The sequence below is a fragment of the Tolumonas osonensis genome (assembly GCF_014202415.1).
GTDB classification, from domain to species: domain Bacteria; phylum Pseudomonadota; class Gammaproteobacteria; order Enterobacterales; family Aeromonadaceae; genus Tolumonas; species Tolumonas osonensis.
Genome location: NZ_JACHGR010000019.1, coordinates 1,822 through 5,047, shown reverse-complemented (window position 1 = coordinate 5,047; position 3,226 = coordinate 1,822). Strand labels below are relative to the sequence as shown.

The window sequence follows — 3,226 nt, the reverse complement described above, 5'->3', positions numbered from 1 at the left end:
GCCTGGCAGTGTCCTACTCTCACATGGCGAATGCCACACTACCATCGGCGCTACAGCGTTTCACTTCTGTGTTCGGAATGGATACAGGTGGTTCCACTGCGCTATCGCCGCCAGGCATATTCGGTTAAATCAGAAAGCTGACTCTAAATTCGTTTAGTCGTTCATCAATCAAACAAGCATTTTGCTCAAAACCACTTGGGTGTTGTATGGTTAAGCCTCTCGGGTCATTAGTATGAGTTAGCTCAACGTATCACTACGCTTACACACCTCACCTATCAACGTCGTCGTCTCCAACGGCCCTTCAGAGGACTTATAGTCCTAGGGATGACTCATCTCGTGGCAAGTTTCCCGCTTAGATGCTTTCAGCGGTTATCTTTTCCGAACTTAGCTACCGGGCAGTGCCATTGGCATGACAACCCGAACACCAGCGGTTCGTTCACTCCGGTCCTCTCGTACTAGGAGCAACCCCACTCAATCATCCAACGCCCACGGCAGATAGGGACCGAACTGTCTCACGACGTTCTGAACCCAGCTCGCGTACCACTTTAAATGGCGAACAGCCATACCCTTGGGACCAACTTCAGCCCCAGGATGTGATGAGCCGACATCGAGGTGCCAAACACCGCCGTCGATATGAACTCTTGGGCGGTATCAGCCTGTTATCCCCGGAGTACCTTTTATCCGTTGAGCGATGGCCCTTCCATTCAGAACCACCGGATCACTATGACCTGCTTTCGCACCTGCTCGACCTGTCCGTCTCGCAGTTAAGCGGGCTTATGCCATTGCACTAACCTCACGATGTCCGACCGTGATTAGCCCACCTTCGTGCTCCTCCGTTACTCTTTGGGAGGAGACCGCCCCAGTCAAACTACCCACCAGACACTGTCCCTGGCCCGGATAACGGGCTGAGGTTAGAACATCAAACATACCAGGGTGGTATTTCAAGGACGGCTCCAACACAACTGGCGTCATGTCTTCAAAGCCTCCCACCTATCCTACACAGGTAGGTTCAATGTTCAGTGTCAAGCTGTAGTAAAGGTTCACGGGGTCTTTCCGTCTAGCCGCGGGTACACCGCATCTTCACGGCGAATTCGATTTCACTGAGTCTCGGGTGGAGACAGCATGGCCATGGTTACACCATTCGTGCAGGTCGGAACTTACCCGACAAGGAATTTCGCTACCTTAGGACCGTTATAGTTACGGCCGCCGTTTACCGGGGCTTCGATCAAGAGCTTCGCTTGCGCTAACCCCATCAATTAACCTTCCGGCACCGGGCAGGTGTCACACCCTATACGTCCACTTTCGTGTTTGCAGAGTGCTGTGTTTTTGTTAAACAGTCCCAGCCATCTGGTCACTGCGGCTGCCATTAGCTCCGGAAGCAAGTTCCTTCACCAACAACAGCGTACCTTCTCCCGAAGTTACGGTACTATTTTGCCTAGTTCCTTCACCCGAGTTCTCTCAAGCGCCTTGGTATTCTCTACCTGACCACCAGTGTTGGTTTCGGGTACGGTTCTTTGTAACCTGAAGCTTAGAGGCTTTTCCTGGAAGCGTGGCATCAGTAACTTCATGACCGTAGTCACTTCGTCTCGGCTCTCGGAATAAAGTACAGCGGATTTGCCTACCGTACATCCCTACCACCTTTCACCAGCTCTACCAACCGCTGGCCTACTTAGCCTTCTCCGTCCCCTCATCGCAGTTACAAAAAGTGCAGGAATATTAACCCGCTTCCCATCGACTACGCCTTTCAGCCTCGCCTTAGGGGCCGACTCACCCTGCCCCGATTAACGTTGGACAGGAACCCTTGGTCTTCCGGCGAGGGAGTCTTTCACTCCCTTTAACGTTACTCACGTCAGCATTCGCACTTCTGATACCTCCAGCATGCGTTACCACACACCTTCACAGGCTTACAGAACGCTCCCCTACCACTTACACTTACGTGTAAATCCGCAGCTTCGGTGACTAGTTTAGCCCCGTTACATCTTCCGCGCAGGCCGACTCGACTAGTGAGCTATTACGCTTTCTTTAAATGATGGCTGCTTCTAAGCCAACATCCTAGCTGTCTAAGCCTTCCCACATCGTTTCCCACTTAACTAGTACTTTGGGACCTTAGCTGGCGGTCTGGGTTGTTTCCCTCTTCACGACGGACGTTAGCACCCGCCGTGTGTCTCCCGGATAGTACTTACTGGTATTCGGAGTTTGCATCGAGTTGGTAAGTCGGGATGACCCCCTAGTCGAAACAGTGCTCTACCCCCAGTAGTATTCGTCCGAGGCGCTACCTAAATAGCTTTCGGGGAGAACCAGATATCTCCGAGTTTGATTGGCCTTTCACCCCTAGCCACAGGTCATCCCCTAATTTTGCAACATTAGTGGGTTCGGTCCTCCAGTACCTGTTACGGCACCTTCAACCTGCCCATGGCTAGATCACTCGGTTTCGGGTCTACACCCTGCAACTAATCGCCCAGTTAAGACTCGGTTTCCCTACGGCTCCCCTATTCGGTTAACCTTGCTACAGAATGTAAGTCGCTGACCCATTATACAAAAGGTACGCAGTCACACCACAAAGGTGCTCCCACTGCTTGTACGTACACGGTTTCAGGTTCTATTTCACTCCCCTCACAGGGGTTCTTTTCGCCTTTCCCTCACGGTACTGGTTCACTATCGGTCAGTCAGGAGTATTTAGCCTTGGAGGATGGTCCCCCCATATTCAGACAGGATACCACGTGTCCCGCCTTACTCGTTTTCATTCCAAGGTCGTTTTCATGTACGGGGCTATCACCCTGTATCGCCAGCCTTTCCAGACTGTTCCACTAACTTCCAAGAAACTTAAGGGCTAATTCCCGTTCGCTCGCCGCTACTAAGGAAATCTCGGTTGATTTCTTTTCCTCGGGGTACTTAGATGTTTCAGTTCTCCCGGTTCGCCTCGCATGACTATGTATTCATCATGCGATACTGCATAAATGCAGTGGGTTTCCCCATTCGGACATCTGTGAGTGATAACGCCTCTTACCGACTCCTCACAGCTTAACGCAGGTTAGCACGTCCTTCATCGCCTCTGACTGCCTAGGCATCCACCGTGTACGCTTAGTCACTTAACCATACAACCCCAAATGGTTTCCCATTCAAAGTCGCTGTTATGACCAGTTTACTGGTTTTAACACCAAGTTTTTTCCAAGACGCTTGTTTGTCTTGATTGAACTTTATCAGCTTTCCAATTTTTTAAAGAACT

2 rRNA genes are annotated in these 3,226 nt (G+C 51.1%); both read right to left on the bottom strand.

The window, feature by feature from the left end:
- Positions 1 to 115, bottom strand: a 5S ribosomal RNA gene (gene rrf / locus HNR75_RS15280).
- 91 nt (positions 116 to 206) lie between these two features.
- Positions 207 to 3,095, bottom strand: a 23S ribosomal RNA gene (locus HNR75_RS15275).
- Between the last annotated feature and the right edge of the window lie 131 nt (positions 3,096 to 3,226).